Source organism: Sphingopyxis sp., from assembly GCF_050916055.1.
Lineage (GTDB): Bacteria > Pseudomonadota > Alphaproteobacteria > Sphingomonadales > Sphingomonadaceae > Sphingopyxis.
Genome location: NZ_CP051527.1, coordinates 3,083,851 through 3,099,875 on the forward strand (window position 1 = coordinate 3,083,851; position 16,025 = coordinate 3,099,875).

The following is a 16,025-nucleotide window of genomic DNA, read 5'->3' on the forward strand; positions in this document are numbered from 1 at the left end:
GAGACTTGGCAGCTTGCTGCCTAGTCGCAGCGGGTGGGGTCCATCGGCCCTACTCCACGCCGACAGACCCCACCCCAACCCCTCCCCTGAAGGGGAGGGGCTTTAGATAGTCATGGCCTCGCGCTCGCTCCCCCGCCGCCCGGCCCGCACCGCGCTGCCCGCCGACGACAGCATCCCGCTCCACGAACGCGTTCGCCATCGCGGCCTGCTGACCGTCGCCGTCATGGGCGCGTCGATCATGCAGATCCTCGACACGACGATCGCCAATGTCGCGATCCCGCACATGCAGTCGGCGCTCGGCGCGACGAGCGAGACGGTGACGTGGGTGCTGACGAGCTATATATTGGCGAGCGCGGTGGCGATGCCGATCACCGGCTGGCTCGCCGACCGCATCGGGCGGCGCGAGCTGTTCCTCACCGCGATCGTCGGCTTCATCGTCGCGTCGATGGCGTGCGGCGCGGCGCAGTCGCTCGAACAGATGGTCGCCTTTCGCTTCTTGCAGGGCATTTTTGCCGCCTTCATCGGGCCGCTGTCGCAATCGGTGATGCTCGACATCAATCCCCCCGAACGCCATGCACGCGCGATGTCGATCTGGGGCATGGGGATCATGATCGGCCCGATCCTGGGGCCGGTGCTCGGCGGATGGCTGACCGAACAGGCGAGCTGGCGCTGGGTGTTTTACGTCAACCTGCCGTTCGGGGTGCTGACGCTGGCGATGATGTGGGCGCTGTTGCCCGCGACCGGAAAGACCAGCCGGCGGTTCGACCTGTTCGGTTTCTCGATGCTGGCGCTCGGGCTTGCCGCGCTCCAGCTGATGCTCGACCGCGGCGCGCATGCCGACTGGTTCGAAAGCGCCGAAATCTGGATCGAATGCGGGGTCGCGATTGCCTGTCTGTGGATGTTCGTCGTCCATATGGTCACCGCGCGCGCGCCGCTGTTCAGCCGCGCGATGCTGACCGACCGCAATCTGGTCACCGCGATGGGGTTCATGGTCGTCGTCGGGGTGGTGATGTTCGCATCGATGGCGCTGTTGCCGCCGATGCTGCAGAATCTGTTCGGCTGGCCGGTGATCGATACCGGGCTGGCGCTCGCGGTGCGCGGGGTCGGCATCTTGATGAGCATGTGGGTCGCGGGGCAGTTGCTGGGCAAGGTCGACCCGCGCTGGCTGGTCGGCACCGGCCTCGCCGTCGCCGCCTTTTCGCTGTGGCAGATGAGCCACTGGTCGCTGATGATGGGGATGCAGCCGGTGATCGTCAGCGGGCTGGTGCAGGGGTTGGGCATGGGGCTGATCTTCATCCCGCTCAACACGATGGCCTTTGCGACCATCGCGCCGCAGCATCGCACCGACGGATCGAGCCTGCTCAACCTGTTCCGCAGCCTGGGGGCATCGATCGGCATCTCGATCGTCACCACCCTGCTGGGCACCAATATCCAGACCAGCCACGAGGATCTGGCGGCGCATGTCACCAACAGTTCGGTCGCCCTGCTCGACCCGTCGACCGCCGACCGCTTCGGCATCGCCGGCGAAACCGCGCTGGCGATGGTGAATGCAGAGATCAATCGCCAAGCGGCGATGATCGCCTATATCGACGATTTCTGGCTGATGATGTGGGTGACGCTGGCGTCGATCCCGCTGGTCCTGCTGCTGCGCCCGCCCCGGCCCGGCGCCGCGGCGGCGTCGATGGCCGATATGGGGCATTAGCGGCGAGCGCGGCGGGAAACCGCACGCCGTCGATCGGGCCGCGGCCCGCCGCAAGCCATGCGCACCGCGCGCCCTGCCCGTCCGTCCGGGCGCCGCGCCATGCCCGTTTGGCCAATATAGCGGTTACATTTTCGCCCGCCGCCGCTAGGGAAAGGGCTAGGGCGCGCATCTTGTGGATCAGATGAGAGGATTGAATATGGACGGCGGCAGCAAGGTGCAATTTTCGGACCGCGAGGCCCTGCTCTACCACAAACACGGGCGCCCCGGAAAAATCGAGATCGTCGCGTCGAAGCCGATGGCGACCCAGCGTGACCTGAGCCTGGCCTATTCGCCCGGCGTCGCCGTCCCGGTCCTGGCGATCGCCGAGGATCCAGCGACCGCCTATGACTATACGATCAAGGGCAATCTGGTCGCGGTGATTTCGAACGGCACCGCGATCCTGGGGCTCGGCAATCTCGGCGCGCTCGCCTCGAAGCCGGTGATGGAAGGCAAGGCGGTGCTGTTCAAGCGCTTCGCCGACGTCGATTCGATCGACCTCGAGGTCGATACCGAGGATCCGCAGCGCTTCATCGAGGCGGTCGAGCTGCTCGAACCGAGCTTCGGCGGCATCAACCTGGAAGATATCGCGGCGCCGAACTGCTTCATCATCGAGCAGGCGCTGAAGGAAAAGATGAACATCCCGGTGTTCCACGACGACCAGCACGGCACCGCGATCATCACCGCCGCCGGGCTGATCAACGCGTGCCACCTGACCGGGCGCGACCTCGCGACGGTGAAGGTCGTCGTCAACGGCGCCGGCGCCGCGGCGATCGCATGCACCGCGCTGATCAAGGCGATGGGTGTGGCGCATCAGAACGTCATCATGTGCGACCGCAAGGGCACGATCTGGCAGGGCCGCACCGAAGGGATGGACCAGTGGAAGTCGGCGCATGCGGTGCCGACCGAAGCGCGCACCCTGACCGAGGCGCTGGTCGGCGCCGACGTGTTCCTGGGCCTGTCGGCGGCCGGCGCGCTGAAGCCCGAGATGGTCAAGGACATGGCCCCCGCGCCGATCATCTTTGCGATGGCGAACCCCGACCCCGAAATCTCGCCCCCCGATGCGCGCGCCGCGCGGCCCGACGCGATCATCGCCACCGGGCGCTCGGACTATCCGAACCAGGTCAACAATGTCCTGTGTTTCCCCTTCATCTTCCGCGGCGCGCTCGACGTGCGGGCGACGGCGATAAACGAGGAGATGAAGATCGCGGCGGCCTATGCGATCGCCGACCTCGCGCGCCAGCAGGTGCCCGAAGAGGTCGCGGCGGCGTATGGCGGGCGGGCATCGAGCTTTGGCCCCGAATATATCATCCCCTCCCCGTTCGACCCGCGGCTGATGGAAATCGTCCCCGCCGCGGTCGCCAAGGCGGCGATGGACACCGGGGTCGCGCAGCATCCGATCGCCGACCTCGACGCCTATCGCACCAGCTTGCGCGCGCGGCTCAACCCGACGACGTCGGTACTGACGCTGGCGTATGAGGCGGCGCGCGCCAATCCGAAGCGCGTCGTCTTTGCCGAGGGCGAGGAGGAGGTGGTGTTGCGCGCCGCGATCCAGTTCCGCGACGGCGGTTACGGCATCCCGGTGCTGGTCGGGCGCGAGGGGCTGCACGACAAGCTGCGCGCGATGGGCGTCGCCGACGCCGAGAGTTTCGAGGTGCACAACAGCGTCAACTCGCCGCACGTCCCCGAAATGGTCGACATGCTCTATGCGCGGCTGCAGCGCCGCGGCTATCTTCGCCGCGACGTCGAACGGATGGTCAACCGCGACCGCAACATCTTCGGCTCGCTGCTGCTCAAGCTGGGGCTGGCCGACGCGATGATCACCGGCACGACGCGCACCTATGCCCAGACGATGCGCGAAGTTAGGCGCGTGATCGATCCCGCCGCGGGGCGCACCAATTTCGGCATCCATGTCCTCGTCGGCCAGCACCACACGGTGTTCATGGCCGACACCACGGTCAACGAGCGCCCGTCGGCCGAAATGCTGGCCGACATCGCCGAGCGCACCGCGCAGGTCGCGCGCCGGATGGGGCACGAACCGCGCGTCGCCTTCCTGTCCTATTCGACCTTCGGCAACCCGCCGGGCAGCTGGCTCGACAATATCCGCGACGCGGTAGCGATCCTCGACCAGCGTCAGCCGGGGTTCGAATATGAAGGCGAAATGGCGCCCGACGTCGCGCTCAATGAAAAGGTGATGGCGAAATATCCGTTCTGCCGCCTGTCGGGACCCGCCAATGTGCTGGTGATGCCGGGGCTGCAATCGGGCAATCTGTCGGCGAAGCTGCTGCGCGAACTGGGCGGCAGCGCCGTGATCGGCCCGATGCTGGTCGGGATGGAAAAGCCGGTGCAGGTCGCGACGATGGCGTCGCCGGCGTCGGACCTGGTGACGCTCGCGGTGCTCGCCGCGGGCGGCATCGCCGAATAGGCTCGCGGCCGGTGCCGGAAACGGCGCCGGCCCGCGAACCTATTGTCCGCCCGGCGCCCCGGCGCCCGGTGCGCCGACCGCGCCGATATTGCCGAAAATATCCTCGAAGAAGCTACGTTCGCGGCCGAGCGTCGGCGTCTTGTCGCCTTCGGGGCTCAGCCGGCTCACCAGCTCAATCCCGGTGCGATCGACCGCGGCGACGTTGCCGGCGGGGTCGAAGCGGACGCGCAGCACCTGCTGGTCGACCGGGCGCGGATTGGCGAAGGCGAGCTGCCGCGTCTCGCGCGACACATAATACCATTCATTGTCGCTGAACTGACCGACGAAGGTCGGACGGCCGAGCGTCTTTTCGACCGATTCGCGGTTGTCGACGCCGGGCGCGATCGCCTGGGTCAGCACCGGGTCGATGACATAACCCTGCCGCCCCTTCAGCTGGGCGCAGCCGCTCGCGGTGAGCGCGACGGCCAGCCCGAGGGCGATCGCCCGCGTGCGCGATGCAGGAAAGGAAAGGGTCAAATTGGGCATTCATGGTCTCCGTCGCGCCGGTCCGCCGCATCTGTCGCCGGTCGGCGCTGGCTCTCGCGCCTCTTAACCGCAAGCCGATGCGCGGCACAAGCAGCTTGTGGCGCGGCAAAGCTTGCCACAAGCTGACCGGACGCCCGCCTGCGCCGGGTCGCACACCCCTTTTCCGCCGCCGCGATTGCGCCTAAGCGGATGACCATGTTCTCGCTCCGCAACCTCTTCCGATCGACGCCCGACCCGCGCGAGGCGCGCCGCCCGCTCTGGAATGCCGTCGTCGCCGCCGCGCGCGCGCCGCACTGGTACGCCGAAGGCACCGTCCCCGACACGCTCGACGGGCGCTTCGACATGGTCAGCCTGGTGCTGGCGCTCGTGCTTCACCGCATCGACGACGATCCCGCGCAAGGGCGCGCCGGGGTCGAACTCACCGAATTGTTCGTGACCGACATGGACGGCCAGATGCGCCAGATCGGGTTTGGCGACATGGTCGTCGGCAAGCAGATCGGGCGGATGGTCGGCGCACTCGGCGGGCGACTGGGCGCCTATCGCGCTCCCGACGGATCGGACGAACTCGCCGCGGCGCTGGTCCGCAATCTGTGGCGCGGACAGGCTCCGGCGGCGGCGGGGCTGGCGCATGTGATGGCCGAGGTCGCGGCCCTGCGCGCGGCGCTGGCGTCGATGCCGGTGGGCGACCTGGTCGTCGCCGATCGCCTGCCCGGCGCCGAGACATGAGCGACGCCGCCGAATTTTCGCACGTGCTGACGGTCGCCGACGCGGGGCATGGGCGCGCGGTGGCAATCGACGCCGACGCTGCGGCCCTGACGCGGATCGCGCGGCGGCTCGGACTGGTGGAATTGAGCCGTTTTGCGGTGACCGCCGAGGTGCGCACCGTCACCGGCGGGGTGGCGGCGAAGGGCAAGGTGGAGGCCACGCTGATGCAGCGCTGCGCCGCAACCGACCTGCCGGTGCCCGCGACGCTGGCCGAGCCGTTCGACCTGCGCTTCCTGCGCGACGTCGACGCCGCGGTCGATCCTGACGAGGAGATCGAGATCAGCAGCGCCGATTGCGACATCTTGCCGCTCGACGGCGACCGCGTCGATCTGGGCGAAGCCGCGGTGCAGACGCTGGCGCTCGCGCTCGACCCGTTTCCGCGCCATCCCGACGCCGACCGCCTGCTCGCCGCGAAAGGCGTGCTGAGCGAAGACGATGCCGGACCCTTTGCCGCGCTCGCCAAGCTGCGCGGCCAACCCAAGGACTGAGCGTCAGTCGGGCGCGACGACCTGATCGTCGCGCGCCAGATCGGCAGCAACGTCGCCCAGTCCCGGTTCGTCCGCTCCAGGCTCGTCGGTAGGGTCTTCGTCCGGTTCGGCCGAATCGGTCGCTTCGGAGGCGGGTGTTTCACCGGCTTCCGCCGCCGCCTTCTCCTCGCGCGACGGCGGCAACGCGCCGCCGAGCGCGTTTGTGAGGCCGAGCAATTGTTCGCCGATGACCTTGTCGACCGCGGGCGCGATCTCGCCGACCTTGAAGCGCATATAGCCGCCGACGACATAGTCGAAGCGCAGCGCGCTGCCGGTCGGCGTCGCCTTGATCTGGATCGTCAGCGTGCCGGTCAACGCCTCGCCCTGCAACGGCCCGAACGCGCCCGAGAGGCGCAGCAGCTGGTTCGGCCGGGCGAACAGGATGCGCGCGTGCTGGACGCTGCCGACCCCGGTGCCGGTATCGGGCAGCTTTTCGCAGAAACAGCCGCCGGCCTGCGAATCGAGCCAAAAATTGGCGGCGTCGCCCGACCAGCTATGGTCTTTCGACCACCATTGCTGCGGCATGCGGAGCATTTTCCACACATCTTCGGGGGTCGCCGCGACCTGCGCGGTGTGCGCCACGGTGAAGCCGAGCTCGCCCTGGTCGATGACCTTGGCGTGCGCCGGAACGGCACTCAGTCCTGCAACCGACAGAAACGCGGTCGCCAATTTGATTTTCAGATTCATCGCCCATCCCCCGTCGCCACCGGGCTTCGTCATTGCGAGCGAAGCGAAGCAATCCAGGGCGGCCTGTTGCCGCTCTGGATTGCCACGGGCCTACGGCCCTCGCAATGACGATGTGACGTGGCCTAGCCGACGGTCGCGAAGATCGTTTCGATCGCGTCGTTGACGTCGTCGATCGGCGCCATGCCGTCGACCCGCGTCACGATGCCGCGCGAGTCGTAGATCGGCAGGATCGGCGCGGTCTTGGCGCGATATTCGGCCATGCGGGTGCGCACCGTCTCTTCATTGTCGTCGGGGCGGCGCTTGAATTCGTGGCTGCCGCACTGATCGCAGGTCTCCGCCACCTTCGGCAGCTTGTAGCGGTCGTGATAGCCCGCGCCGCATTGGGCGCAGGAGAAACGGCCGGTGATGCGATCGACGAGCGCATCCTCTTCGACGACGAGTTCGATCACATGGTCGAGCTGGCGGCCGCGCGCCGCGAGCAATCCGTCGAGCGCCTCGGCCTGCGCCGCGGTGCGCGGATAGCCGTCGAAGATCACCGAGACGTCGCCGCCGAGTTCGTCGAGCCGCTCACCGATCAGGCCCGAGACGATGTCGTCCGATACGAGTTCGCCGGCGTCCATTACCGCCTTGGCCTGCACGCCGATCGGGGTACCGGCCTTGACCGCGGCGCGCAGCATGTCGCCGGTCGACAGCTGGACCATGCCATGCTCGTCCTCGAGCCGCGAAGCCTGCGTTCCCTTGCCCGCCCCCGGCGGACCCAGCAGAATGATATTGAGCGTCATCAAAGCCCCTGTTCCCGTGCCTGTCACGCTTGCCGTAGCGGGCGCGTCAACGCCGCGCAACGCCGCCCTTCAGCTTCGCCTTCTTGATGAGGTCGCCATATTGGTGCGCGAGCATGTGGCTCTGGATCTGGCTGATCGTGTCGATCGTCACGTTGACGATGATCAGCAGGCTGGTGCCGCCGAGCGCGAAGGGCAGCCCCGACTGGGCGATGAAATATTCGGGCACGAGGCAGATGAGCGCGAGATAGGCCGCGCCGATCACCGTGATGCGCGTCAGCACGAAATCGAGGTAGGCGGCGGTGTTCTTGCCCGGACGGATGCCGGGAATGAAACCGTTCTGGCGCTTCAGATTGTCGGCGGTTTCTTCGGGATTGAAGACGACCGCGACATAGAAGAAGCAGAAGAAGATGATGCCGGCGGCATAGAGCGCCATGTAGAGCGGCTGGCCGTGCGCGAGATACTGGTTGAGCGAGATCAGGAAATCGCCGCTCGCGCTGTCGCCCGACACGTTGCTGCCCATCATCTGGGTGATGGTGATCGGCATCAGCAGCAGCGACGAGGCGAAGATCGGCGGGATGACGCCCGCGGTGTTGACCTTGAGCGGCAGGTGGCTGCGGTCGGCCTGCATCACCCCGCGCTGCGTCGCGCGCTTGGGATATTGGACGAGGACGCGGCGCTGCGCGCGTTCCATGAAGCTGATGAAGGCGATGATCGCGATCGCCCCGACAAACACCGCGACCACGGTGCCGCCGCCCATCGATCCTTCGCGGACCTGTGCGAACATCTGGGCAAAGCTGCGCGGCAGCTGGGCGAGAATGCCCGCCATGATGATCAGCGAAATGCCGTTGCCGATGCCGCGGCTGGTGATCTGCTCGCCGAGCCACATCAGGAACAGCGTGCCGCCGACGATGCTGATCACCGCGCCGACACGGAAGAACATGCCGGGATCGACGACCGCGGCGATGCCCTGGCTGGCGCCCAGCGTCTCGAGCCCGACGGCGATGAAATAGCCCTGCACCGCGGTGAGCGCGACGGTGCCGTAGCGCGTGTACTGGTTGAGCTTCTTGCGCCCGCTTTCGCCCTCTTTCTTGAGTGCGGCGAGGCTCGGCGACAATGCCGCGGCGAGCTGCACGACGATCGAAGCCGTGATATAGGGCATGACGCCGAGCGCGATGATGCTCATGCGCTCGAGGCTGCCGCCCGAGAAGGTGTTGAAGATGTCGAGGATGCCGCCCGACGCCGCCTGCTCATAGAGTCGCGACAGCGCCACGGGGTCGACGCCCGGCAGCGGCACGAAAGACAGGAAGCGGAAGACGATCAGCGCGCCGATCGTGAACCAGATGCGGTTCTTGAGTTCGGTCGCCTGACCGAACTTCGAAAAGTTTAGGTTGGATGCAAGCTGGTCGGCGCGAGAGGCCATGATATCGTTCCTCGAGTGGCGGACCGCGCCCCCGCGACCCGGCGCCTATGTGCGTTCGCTAGGGTCGAAGCGCAAGGGGAAAGGCCCGATTTCAGATGCGGCCGTCAAAGGCCCCATCTATCCGTTCGCATCGAGCGAAGTCGAGATGCCCCTCGACCATATGCTGTTCTGATGGGTGTCTCGACTTCGCTCGACACGACCGGGAGTTCGGTGTTCAGACGATAAAGGGCGGTTCGTGTCTGCGAACCGCCCTTTACGGTAATTCAAGCGTTCTTGGCTGCGGCCTCGGCGCGGCGCTTGGCCTTCTTGCCGTCGCCTTCGGGCTTCGCTTCGGGCAGCTCGATCTTGCCGCCGGCCTTTTCGACTGCCTCGATCGCGCCCTTCGACGCACCGGCAACGGCGAAATTCAGCTTCGCGCTATAGTCGCCCTTGGCGAGGAGGCGGACGCCGTCCTTGCCGCCGCGAGCCACGCCGGCGGCCTTGAGCGCGGCATGATCGATCACCGCCTTGGCGTCGAGCTTCTTCGCGTCGACCAGCTTCTGGATCATGCCCAGATTGACGATCGCGAAATCCTTGCCGAAGATGTTGTTGAAGCCGCGCTTCGGGATGCGCATGTGGAGCGGCATCTGGCCGCCTTCGAAGCCGTTGATGGCGACGCCGCTGCGCGCCTTCTGGCCCTTCTGGCCGCGGCCGGCGGTCTTGCCCTTGCCCGAGCCGATGCCGCGTCCGACGCGCATCCGGCCCTTGCGGGCACCGTCATTGTCACGAAGTTCGTTAAGCTTGATCGTCATGTTGCACTCGCTTTCGCTTTTGTCGCGCTAATGTTGTTATCCCAGCGAAAGCTGGGATCGGTGGATGACCGTCCCGACGGGTCGGGACAGGCCGAGAGCGGTCCCGGCTTTCGCCGGGACGACCCTGTTTGTCAGCCCTCGACGACTTCCACCATGTGCGGCAGCTTGCGGATCATGCCGCGCACTTCGGGGGTGTCGACCAGTTCGACCTCGCGGTGCATCTTGCCCAGGCCGAGGCCGGTCAGGATCGCACGCTGGCTCTTGGGACGACGGATCGGCGAACCGATCTGGCGGATCTTGATCTTCTTGTCGGCCATCGTCTTACTCCGTCACCGCCGCGGCTTCCGCCTCGGCTGCACGGTCGGAAGCTCCGCCGCGCTTGATCAGATCCGACACCTTCTTGCCGCGACGCTGCGCGACCGACTTGGGGCTGGTCTGCTCGCCGAGCGCTTCGAAAGTCGCACGGATCATGTTGTAGGGGTTCGAGGTGCCGACCGACTTGGTCACCACGTCGGCGACGCCCAGCGATTCGAACACGGCGCGCATCGGGCCACCGGCGATGATGCCGGTCCCGGCGGGTGCCGAACGCAGCGTCACATTGCCGGCACCGAAATGGCCGCGGCCATCGTGATGCAGGGTGCGGCCGTCGCGCAGCGGAACGCGAATCATCGCCTTCTTCGCGGCAGCGGTCGCCTTCGAAATCGCCTCGGGCACTTCGCGCGCCTTGCCATGACCGAAACCGGCCCGGCCCTTGCCGTCGCCGACGACGACGAGCGCGGCGAAACCGAAGCGCTTGCCGCCCTTCACCGTCTTCGACACGCGGTTGATGTGGACCAGCTTTTCGATCAGCTCTTCGCCACCGTCGTCGTCGCGCGGGCGACGATCGTCGCGGCGACCGCGGCCACCGCCGTCACGACCGCCACGGCCGCCGTCGCGACCGCCACCGCCGCCACGGCCGCGGCGCGGAGCCTGGTTCGTGACTTCGGCATTGGTGGCTTCGGGAGCCAGGGTCGCTTCGGGCTGGTTGCCCGCGCCGGTGCTGTTTTCGTCTGCCATGATTAGAACTCCAATCCGCCTTCGCGTGCCGCGTCGGCCAGCGCCTTGATGCGCCCGTGGAACAGGAAGCCGCCGCGGTCGAACACGACCTGCGTCACGCCCGCCTTCTTGGCGGCAGCGGCGAGGCGCTTGCCGACGTCGGCCGCGGCCGCGGTGGTCGCGCCGGTTTTGCCGCGCACATCCTTGTCGAGCGTCGAGGCCGAAGCCAGCGTCGCGCCGGCCGCGTCATCGATGAGCTGCGCATAGATGTGCCGGCCCGAACGGTGCACCGAAAGGCGCGCACGCCCGGCGGCGCGCTGGCGGAGGGCGGTGCGAACGCGCTGACGGCGTTTTTCGAATTGGGTAAGATGTGCCATGGCTTACTTCTTCTTGCCTTCTTTGCGGAAGATGTACTCGCCGCGATATTTGATGCCCTTGCCCTTATAGGGTTCGGGCTTGCGCCAACGGCGGATTTCCGCCGCGACCTGGCCGACCTGCTGCTTGTCGATGCCGCTGATCTCGATCGTCGTATTGTCGGGCGTCTTGATCTCGATGCCCTCGGGCACCGCGAAATCGACATCGTGGCTGTAGCCGAGCTGCAGCTTCAGATTCTTGCCCTGCGAGTTGGCACGATAACCGACGCCAGTGATTTCGAGGACCTTGGTAAAGCCCTCGGTCACGCCGGTGATCAGATTCTGCACCAACGTCCGCTGCATGCCCCAGAAGGCGCGCGCTTCGCGGCTGTCGTTGGCGGGCTGTACCGAAATGCTGCCGTCGGCGACTTCATATTTGATGACGTCCGACAGCGGCATCGCGAGCGTGCCCTTGGGTCCCTTGACCGACAGCTGACCGCCGTCGATCGCGGCGGTGACGCCGCTGGGGATTGCCACTGCTTTTTTACCAATGCGCGACATCAAAACACCTCCGCCAGCACTTCGCCGCCGACATTATGTTCGCGAGCCTCGGCGTCCGACAGGACTCCGCGCGGGGTCGACACGATGGTGATGCCCAGGCCGTTGCGCACGATCGGCAGTTCTTTCGAACCCGAATAGACGCGGCGGCCGGGCTTCGAGACGCGCGCCACGTGGCGGATCGCCGGCTGGCCCTCGAAATATTTCAGTTCGATGCGGATGCCCTTGTGCTGGCCCTTGGCACCCAGCGTTTCTTCGCTGTAGCCGCGGATATAGCCTTCGCGCTGGAGGACATCGAGAACGCGGACGCGCAGCGTCGAGGCCGGCGTCAGGACGCTGTCCTTCTTCGCCGTCTGGCCGTTGCGGATGCGGGTGAGCATATCACCCAGGGGATCGGTCATTGCCATCTTCTAGTCCCTTACCAGCTCGACTTCACAACACCGGGGATCAGGCCCTTGTTGGCCAGATCGCGGAGCTGGATACGGCACAGCCGGAATTTGCGATAATAAGCGCGCGGGCGCCCGGTCAGCTCGCACCGGTTACGGATGCGGGTCGGGTTGCCGTTGCGGGGAATTTCCGCCATCTTCAGGCGCGCGATCAGACGCTCGCCCTCGTCGAGCGACGTGTCCGCCGCAATCGCCTTCAGCTTCGCATAGCGGCCGGCATATTTCTTCACCAGCTGCTTGCGACGCTCGTTTTTGTTTACCGAACTTAGTTTCGCCATGACTTAAGTTCTCTTTCCTTCTTGAAAGAGCCTGCCTGGTCCCGTGCGGGGATCAGGCGGCTTCCTTTTCCTGCGCTTCGATCGGGAAGGGGAAGCCGAACAGCTTGAGCAGTTCGCGGGCTTCATCGTCCGTACGGGCGGTGGTGGTGACGATCACGTCCATGCCACGCACCTGGTCGATGCGGTCATAGTTGATCTCGGGGAAGATGATCTGCTCTTTCAGGCCCATGGCGTAGTTGCCACGGCCGTCGAAGCTGGTCGCCGACACGCCGCGAAAGTCGCGGATACGCGGCATGGCGATCGTGATCAGCCGGTCGAGGAATTCGTACATGCGTTCGCGGCGCAGGGTGACCTTGCAACCGATCGGCATGCCTTCGCGCAGCTTGAACTGGGCGATCGATTTCTTGGCCTTGGTCACGACGGGCTTCTGCCCCGCGATCAATTCCATTTCCTCGGCGGCCTTTTCGACCTTCTTCTTGTCCTGCGTTGCTTCGCCGACGCCCATGTTGAGCACGATCTTTTCGATCTTCGGCACTTCCATCGCATTCTTGTACCCGAACTTCTCGGTCATCGCCTTCACGATCACCTCGTCATAGCGGGTCCGCATGCGGGGGGTGTAATTATCAGCCACTGATGGTCTCCCCGGACTTCACGGCGACACGCACCTTCTTGCCGTCCTTGGTTTCGAAACGCACGCGCGTCGGCTTGCCGTCCTTGGGATCGGCCAGCGCAACCTTGCTCGCGTGCAGCGGCGCTTCCTTGCGTTCCAGGCCGCCCTGCGGGTTGGTCTGGCTCGGCTTGCGGTGCCGCGTGATGACATTGACGCCCGCGACGACGAGCTTGCCGTCCTTCGGCATGCTCTGCGTCACTTCGCCCGTCTTGCCCTTGTCCTTGCCGGACAGGATGACGACGGTGTCGCCCTTCTTGATCTTGGCCATACCCATGGTCAGAGCACCTCCGGCGCCAGGCTGATGATCTTCATATAGCCGCGGCCGCGCAGCTCGCGGACGACGGGGCCGAAGATACGGGTGCCGATCGGCTCCTCGTTCTTGTTGACGAGCACGGCGGCGTTGCTGTCGAAACGGATCACCGAACCGTCGGCGCGGCGCACATCCTTGGCGGTGCGGACGATGACGGCGCGATGGACGTCGCCCTTCTTCACCTTGCCACGCGGCTGCGCTTCCTTGATCGACACGACGATGACGTCGCCGACGCCGGCGACCCGGCGCTTCGACCCGCCCAGCACCTTGATGCACTGGACGCGCTTCGCGCCGCTGTTGTCGGCGACTTCCAATTGTGACTGCATCTGGATCATCGATGCATTTCCTTCTGTTTTGGCCTACCGGGATGCCCCGGCGGTTCCGTGAACTGGGTTCAGCCTTCAGCCGAAGCGGGAGCAGCCGGGGTCGAACCCTTGGGCTTGCTGTGGGTGTCGACCTTGTCGAGCACCTTCCACGTCTTCAGCTTCGAAATCGGCTTCGTTTCCTCGATGCGGACGGTTTCGCCGGCCTTGATGGCGTTGTCCTCGTCGTGGGCGTGATACTTCTTCGAACGGCGGATGATCTTGCCGTACAGAGGGTGCTTCACCTTCCGCTCGACTTTCACCACGACGGTCTTGTCGCCCTTGTCGGACACCACCGTACCGGTCAGAATGCGCTTCGGCATCGATCGTCTCCTTATTTCGCGGCCGAGCGCGTGCGCTCGGTCTGCTGCGTCTTGATGCGGGCGATCGAACGCCGGACTTCCTTGACGCGCGATGCTTTTTCAAGCTGGCCGGTGGCCGCCTGAAAGCGGAGGTTGAACGCCTCACGCTTCAGTTCGCCAAGCTGTTCCGACAGCTGATCGTCGGTCTTGGCCTTGAAATCTTCGGTCTTGGACATGGCCCTTAACCCTCCAGGTGCGAGGTGTCGCCGAGACGGGCGATCACCTTCGTCTTGATCGGCAGCTTCATCGCCGCCCGTTCGAATGCCAGCGCGGCCACAGGGCCGGGAACGCCGTCGAGTTCGAACAGGATGCGGCCCGGCTTCACGCGCGCGGCCCAGAATTCCGGCGAACCCTTGCCCTTGCCCATGCGGACTTCGGCCGGCTTCGACGACACCGGGACGTCGGGGAAGATACGGATCCACAAGCGGCCCTGGCGCTTGATCGCACGGCTGATCGCGCGGCGAGCCGCTTCGATCTGGCGCGCGGTGATGCGCTCGGGTTCCATCGCCTTCAGCCCGTACGAGCCGAAGTTCAGGCTGGTGCCACCCTTGGCATTGCCATGGATGCGGCCCTTGAAAGCCTTGCGGAACTTGGTTTTTTTCGGTTGCAGCATGTCAGCAGTCCTTAGCGGCGATCTTCACGAGCCGGACGGACGCCGGTCGTCTGTGCATCGAGCATCAGACGGTCGGTCGCCATCGGGTCGTGGCCGAGAATCTCGCCCTTGAAGATCCACACCTTGATCCCGCACACGCCATAGGCGGTGTGCGCGGTCGATTCGGCATAGTCGACGTTGGCGCGCAGCGTGTGCAGCGGCACCCGGCCTTCGCGATACCATTCGGTACGCGCGATTTCCGCGCCGCCGAGACGACCGGCGCAGTTGATGCGGATGCCTTCGGCGCCCAGGCGCATCGCCGACTGCACCGCGCGCTTCATGGCTCGGCGGAACGCGACGCGGCGTTCGAGCTGGTCGGCAATGCCCTGGCCGACCAGCTTGGCGTCAACCTCGGGCTTGCGGATCTCGACGATGTTCAACGACACGTCACTGCCCGTCAGTTCGCCCAGCTTCTTGCGAAGCTTTTCGATGTCGGCGCCCTTCTTGCCGATGATGACACCCGGACGGGCGGCATAGATCGACACGCGGCACAGCTTGGCCGGGCGTTCGATCACGACCTTCGAGATCGCGGCCTGCGGCAGGGTCTTGAACACATATTGGCGGATCTTCAGATCCTCGACCAGCATGCGGCCATAGTCCTGGCCCTCGGCGAACCAGCGGCTGTCCCAGGTGCGGTTGACCTGCAGGCGCAGGCCGATCGGATTGCTCTTCTGGCCCATGTTACGCCTCTTCTTCCTGTTCGCGCACGACGATGCGGATGCGGCTGAACGGCTTGACGATCCGGGTCGACTTGCCGCGGCCGCGTGCGTGCCAGCGCTTCATCGAGATCGACTTGCCGACGCTCGCTTCCTGAACGACGAGCGCATCGACGTCGAGGTTGTGGTTGTTTTCCGCGTTGGCGACGGCGCTGGCGAGAACCTTGCGCACGTCGACCGCCATTGCCTTCTTCGAGAAGGCGAGGACGTTCATCGCGTCTTCGACCTTGCGGCCGCGGATCAGCGCGGCAACCAGGTTCAGCTTCTGCGCCGAGCCGCGAATCTGCGTGCCGACCGAAAGCGCCTCGTTATCCGCAACGCGGCGGGGGGACTTTTCCTTGCCCATTAGCGTTTGCCCTTCTTGTCGGCAGCGTGACCGGGGAAGAAGCGCGTCGGCGCAAATTCACCCAGCTTCATGCCGACCATGTCTTCGTTGACCGACACCGGCACGAACTTGCGGCCGTTGTAGACGTTGAAGGTCAGCCCCACGAACTGCGGCAGGATGGTGGACCGGCGCGACCAGGTTTTGATAGGCGCAGAGCTGCTGCCTTCCTGGGCCGTTTCGGCTTTCTTGAGCAGATGGAGGTCCACGAAAGGACCCTTCCAGACCGAGCGAGCCATGG

The 16,025-nt window shown here is 65.7% G+C and carries 24 protein-coding genes; 4 read left to right on the top strand and 20 right to left on the bottom strand.

What is annotated here, in order from left to right; genetic code table 11:
- The first annotated feature begins 112 nt into the window (after positions 1–112).
- A complete protein-coding gene (locus HEQ22_RS14995) occupies positions 113–1,702 on the top strand; it encodes an MDR family MFS transporter (protein ID WP_432768645.1) in 1,590 nt (529 codons plus the stop codon).
- Between the two features lie 196 nt (positions 1,703–1,898).
- The gene (locus tag HEQ22_RS15000; protein ID WP_432768646.1) at positions 1,899–4,163 is read left to right on the top strand and encodes an NADP-dependent malic enzyme; all 2,265 of its coding nucleotides are present in this window, start codon (positions 1,899–1,901) and stop codon (positions 4,161–4,163) included.
- Positions 4,164–4,202: 39 nt separating this feature from the next.
- On the opposite strand, the gene HEQ22_RS15005 is transcribed toward HEQ22_RS15000, so the two are convergent.
- Positions 4,203–4,688, bottom strand: a complete 486-nt coding sequence (locus HEQ22_RS15005; protein ID WP_432768647.1) for an outer membrane protein assembly factor BamE — start codon at positions 4,686–4,688, stop codon at positions 4,203–4,205.
- A 195-nt stretch (positions 4,689–4,883) separates the two neighbouring features.
- Between HEQ22_RS15005 and HEQ22_RS15010 the strand changes: the two genes are divergently transcribed.
- A complete protein-coding gene (locus HEQ22_RS15010; RefSeq protein WP_432768648.1) occupies positions 4,884–5,414 on the top strand; it encodes a ubiquinol-cytochrome C chaperone family protein in 531 nt (176 codons plus the stop codon).
- Positions 5,411–5,941 (top strand): YceD family protein, encoded by a 531-nt coding sequence (locus tag HEQ22_RS15015; protein ID WP_432768649.1) that lies wholly within the window; start codon positions 5,411–5,413, stop codon positions 5,939–5,941. The genes HEQ22_RS15010 and HEQ22_RS15015 overlap by 4 nt, the downstream gene beginning before the upstream one ends.
- A gap of 3 nt (positions 5,942–5,944) precedes the next feature.
- Here the strand turns inward: HEQ22_RS15015 and HEQ22_RS15020 are convergent, their stop codons facing one another.
- The 19 genes from HEQ22_RS15020 to rpsS all read right to left on the bottom strand — a co-directional run bounded on the left by HEQ22_RS15020 (position 5,945) and on the right by rpsS (position 16,023).
- The gene (locus HEQ22_RS15020; RefSeq protein WP_432768650.1) at positions 5,945–6,667 is read right to left on the bottom strand and encodes a hypothetical protein; all 723 of its coding nucleotides are present in this window, start codon (positions 6,665–6,667) and stop codon (positions 5,945–5,947) included.
- A 122-nt stretch (positions 6,668–6,789) separates the two neighbouring features.
- Positions 6,790–7,449, bottom strand: a complete 660-nt coding sequence (locus HEQ22_RS15025) for an adenylate kinase (protein ID WP_432768651.1) — start codon at positions 7,447–7,449, stop codon at positions 6,790–6,792.
- A gap of 46 nt (positions 7,450–7,495) precedes the next feature.
- On the bottom strand, positions 7,496–8,869 hold the full coding sequence (secY, locus tag HEQ22_RS15030) for a preprotein translocase subunit SecY (protein WP_432768652.1): 1,374 nt from the start codon (positions 8,867–8,869) through the stop codon (positions 7,496–7,498).
- 263 nt (positions 8,870–9,132) lie between these two features.
- A complete protein-coding gene (gene rplO, locus HEQ22_RS15035) occupies positions 9,133–9,660 on the bottom strand; it encodes a 50S ribosomal protein L15 (RefSeq protein WP_432768653.1) in 528 nt (175 codons plus the stop codon).
- A gap of 131 nt (positions 9,661–9,791) precedes the next feature.
- Positions 9,792–9,977, bottom strand: coding sequence for a 50S ribosomal protein L30 (gene rpmD, locus HEQ22_RS15040; RefSeq protein ID WP_037515666.1), 186 nt, complete (start codon positions 9,975–9,977; stop codon positions 9,792–9,794).
- A 4-nt stretch (positions 9,978–9,981) separates the two neighbouring features.
- Entirely contained in the window at positions 9,982–10,716 is a 735-nt protein-coding gene (gene rpsE / locus HEQ22_RS15045; protein WP_432768654.1) for a 30S ribosomal protein S5, read from the bottom strand.
- Positions 10,717–10,718: 2 nt separating this feature from the next.
- Positions 10,719–11,072, bottom strand: a complete 354-nt coding sequence (gene rplR, locus HEQ22_RS15050; RefSeq protein ID WP_432768655.1) for a 50S ribosomal protein L18 — start codon at positions 11,070–11,072, stop codon at positions 10,719–10,721.
- A 3-nt stretch (positions 11,073–11,075) separates the two neighbouring features.
- Positions 11,076–11,609, bottom strand: a complete 534-nt coding sequence (gene rplF / locus HEQ22_RS15055; RefSeq protein ID WP_432768656.1) for a 50S ribosomal protein L6 — start codon at positions 11,607–11,609, stop codon at positions 11,076–11,078.
- Positions 11,609–12,013 (bottom strand): 30S ribosomal protein S8, encoded by a 405-nt coding sequence (rpsH, locus tag HEQ22_RS15060; RefSeq protein WP_432768657.1) that lies wholly within the window; start codon positions 12,011–12,013, stop codon positions 11,609–11,611. The genes rplF and rpsH overlap by 1 nt, the downstream gene beginning before the upstream one ends.
- A gap of 11 nt (positions 12,014–12,024) precedes the next feature.
- Positions 12,025–12,330, bottom strand: a complete 306-nt coding sequence (gene rpsN / locus HEQ22_RS15065) for a 30S ribosomal protein S14 (RefSeq protein WP_179497626.1) — start codon at positions 12,328–12,330, stop codon at positions 12,025–12,027.
- 52 nt (positions 12,331–12,382) lie between these two features.
- Positions 12,383–12,961: a 50S ribosomal protein L5 gene (rplE, locus tag HEQ22_RS15070; protein ID WP_432768658.1), complete on the bottom strand. Its 579-nt coding sequence runs from the start codon at positions 12,959–12,961 to the stop codon at positions 12,383–12,385.
- Entirely contained in the window at positions 12,954–13,274 is a 321-nt protein-coding gene (rplX, locus tag HEQ22_RS15075) for a 50S ribosomal protein L24 (protein WP_432768659.1), read from the bottom strand. Before rplX ends, rplE begins: the two co-directional genes overlap by 8 nt.
- A 2-nt stretch (positions 13,275–13,276) precedes the next feature.
- Positions 13,277–13,645, bottom strand: a complete 369-nt coding sequence (gene rplN, locus HEQ22_RS15080) for a 50S ribosomal protein L14 (RefSeq protein ID WP_056341829.1) — start codon at positions 13,643–13,645, stop codon at positions 13,277–13,279.
- A 59-nt stretch (positions 13,646–13,704) separates the two neighbouring features.
- Positions 13,705–13,995, bottom strand: coding sequence for a 30S ribosomal protein S17 (gene rpsQ, locus HEQ22_RS15085; protein ID WP_432768660.1), 291 nt, complete (start codon positions 13,993–13,995; stop codon positions 13,705–13,707).
- An 11-nt stretch (positions 13,996–14,006) separates the two neighbouring features.
- Positions 14,007–14,210, bottom strand: a complete 204-nt coding sequence (gene rpmC, locus HEQ22_RS15090; protein ID WP_088439832.1) for a 50S ribosomal protein L29 — start codon at positions 14,208–14,210, stop codon at positions 14,007–14,009.
- Between the two features lie 5 nt (positions 14,211–14,215).
- Positions 14,216–14,647 (bottom strand): 50S ribosomal protein L16, encoded by a 432-nt coding sequence (rplP, locus tag HEQ22_RS15095; RefSeq protein WP_037515653.1) that lies wholly within the window; start codon positions 14,645–14,647, stop codon positions 14,216–14,218.
- 11 nt (positions 14,648–14,658) lie between these two features.
- Positions 14,659–15,366, bottom strand: a complete 708-nt coding sequence (gene rpsC, locus HEQ22_RS15100; protein WP_120217696.1) for a 30S ribosomal protein S3 — start codon at positions 15,364–15,366, stop codon at positions 14,659–14,661.
- A gap of 1 nt (position 15,367) precedes the next feature.
- Complete coding sequence (rplV, locus tag HEQ22_RS15105; protein ID WP_058806665.1) at positions 15,368–15,748, bottom strand: 50S ribosomal protein L22; 381 nt, start codon at positions 15,746–15,748, stop codon at positions 15,368–15,370.
- Complete coding sequence (rpsS, locus tag HEQ22_RS15110; protein ID WP_166945010.1) at positions 15,748–16,023, bottom strand: 30S ribosomal protein S19; 276 nt, start codon at positions 16,021–16,023, stop codon at positions 15,748–15,750. The genes rplV and rpsS overlap by 1 nt, the downstream gene beginning before the upstream one ends.
- Positions 16,024–16,025: the final 2 nt, after the last annotated feature.

What these genes read in the sequence shown, in the direction of transcription:
- HEQ22_RS14995 (WP_432768645.1), top strand. Translation starts at nt 113, where the DNA reads ATGGCCTCGCGCTCGCTCCCCCGCCGCCCGGCCCGCACCGCGCTGCCC.
- HEQ22_RS15000 (WP_432768646.1), top strand. Translation starts at nt 1,899, where the DNA reads ATGGACGGCGGCAGCAAGGTGCAATTTTCGGACCGCGAGGCCCTGCTC.
- HEQ22_RS15005 (WP_432768647.1), bottom strand. Translation starts at nt 4,688, where the DNA reads ATGCCCAATTTGACCCTTTCCTTTCCTGCATCGCGCACGCGGGCGATC.
- HEQ22_RS15010 (WP_432768648.1), top strand. Translation starts at nt 4,884, where the DNA reads ATGTTCTCGCTCCGCAACCTCTTCCGATCGACGCCCGACCCGCGCGAG.
- HEQ22_RS15015 (WP_432768649.1), top strand. Translation starts at nt 5,411, where the DNA reads ATGAGCGACGCCGCCGAATTTTCGCACGTGCTGACGGTCGCCGACGCG.
- HEQ22_RS15020 (WP_432768650.1), bottom strand. Translation starts at nt 6,667, where the DNA reads ATGAATCTGAAAATCAAATTGGCGACCGCGTTTCTGTCGGTTGCAGGA.
- HEQ22_RS15025 (WP_432768651.1), bottom strand. Translation starts at nt 7,449, where the DNA reads ATGACGCTCAATATCATTCTGCTGGGTCCGCCGGGGGCGGGCAAGGGA.
- secY (WP_432768652.1), bottom strand. Translation starts at nt 8,869, where the DNA reads ATGGCCTCTCGCGCCGACCAGCTTGCATCCAACCTAAACTTTTCGAAG.
- rplO (WP_432768653.1), bottom strand. Translation starts at nt 9,660, where the DNA reads ATGACGATCAAGCTTAACGAACTTCGTGACAATGACGGTGCCCGCAAG.
- rpmD (WP_037515666.1), bottom strand. Translation starts at nt 9,977, where the DNA reads ATGGCCGACAAGAAGATCAAGATCCGCCAGATCGGTTCGCCGATCCGT.
- rpsE (WP_432768654.1), bottom strand. Translation starts at nt 10,716, where the DNA reads ATGGCAGACGAAAACAGCACCGGCGCGGGCAACCAGCCCGAAGCGACC.
- rplR (WP_432768655.1), bottom strand. Translation starts at nt 11,072, where the DNA reads ATGGCACATCTTACCCAATTCGAAAAACGCCGTCAGCGCGTTCGCACC.
- rplF (WP_432768656.1), bottom strand. Translation starts at nt 11,609, where the DNA reads ATGTCGCGCATTGGTAAAAAAGCAGTGGCAATCCCCAGCGGCGTCACC.
- rpsH (WP_432768657.1), bottom strand. Translation starts at nt 12,013, where the DNA reads ATGGCAATGACCGATCCCCTGGGTGATATGCTCACCCGCATCCGCAAC.
- rpsN (WP_179497626.1), bottom strand. Translation starts at nt 12,330, where the DNA reads ATGGCGAAACTAAGTTCGGTAAACAAAAACGAGCGTCGCAAGCAGCTG.
- rplX (WP_432768659.1), bottom strand. Translation starts at nt 13,274, where the DNA reads ATGGGTATGGCCAAGATCAAGAAGGGCGACACCGTCGTCATCCTGTCC.
- rplN (WP_056341829.1), bottom strand. Translation starts at nt 13,645, where the DNA reads ATGATCCAGATGCAGTCACAATTGGAAGTCGCCGACAACAGCGGCGCG.
- rpsQ (WP_432768660.1), bottom strand. Translation starts at nt 13,995, where the DNA reads ATGCCGAAGCGCATTCTGACCGGTACGGTGGTGTCCGACAAGGGCGAC.
- rpmC (WP_088439832.1), bottom strand. Translation starts at nt 14,210, where the DNA reads ATGTCCAAGACCGAAGATTTCAAGGCCAAGACCGACGATCAGCTGTCG.
- rplP (WP_037515653.1), bottom strand. Translation starts at nt 14,647, where the DNA reads ATGCTGCAACCGAAAAAAACCAAGTTCCGCAAGGCTTTCAAGGGCCGC.
- rpsC (WP_120217696.1), bottom strand. Translation starts at nt 15,366, where the DNA reads ATGGGCCAGAAGAGCAATCCGATCGGCCTGCGCCTGCAGGTCAACCGC.
- rplV (WP_058806665.1), bottom strand. Translation starts at nt 15,748, where the DNA reads ATGGGCAAGGAAAAGTCCCCCCGCCGCGTTGCGGATAACGAGGCGCTT.
- rpsS (WP_166945010.1), bottom strand. Translation starts at nt 16,023, where the DNA reads ATGGCTCGCTCGGTCTGGAAGGGTCCTTTCGTGGACCTCCATCTGCTC.